The 374-nt window shown below is 36.9% G+C and carries 1 protein-coding gene; it reads left to right on the forward strand.

The features are described from left to right. The coding region (locus GSM42_RS20320; RefSeq protein ID WP_160803386.1) for a hypothetical protein at positions 1 to 374 on the forward strand (374 nt) is incomplete at both ends.

A 374-nucleotide genomic window follows, 5' to 3' on the forward strand; every position in this document is an offset into this window, starting at 1 on the left:
ATCAGCATTCTCCACACTTGTATCCCTTTCAATCTTGCGAAAGATCACCAGTCAGATAGCAGGTGATTTACAATCTACTGTTGATGACAGGCATCGAGAGTTACTAACTTCACCGAAATTCAGTCTTCCTATTCAAGCCACACTGTTGAGTTTGGTAGTAAGCAATTATTTTTCTTGGTTTATTTATCCATTTGAATTAAATGTTTTCAATGCTTTTCTCCTATGGCTTGTATTTGCCTTGACACTAGTAATTTTATGGTTTTGGCAAAAACGTCGCAGTATAAAATTCATACAAATCCATTATGCCATGAGTGCATCAGCAAGACTTTTACGTGCTGGGATCTCTTTTGTTTTCTTTGTTGCCCTCATTGGTA

This window comes from Shimazuella alba, from assembly GCF_009831235.1.
In the GTDB taxonomy this organism is placed as follows: domain Bacteria; phylum Bacillota; class Bacilli; order Thermoactinomycetales; family Thermoactinomycetaceae; genus Shimazuella; species Shimazuella alba.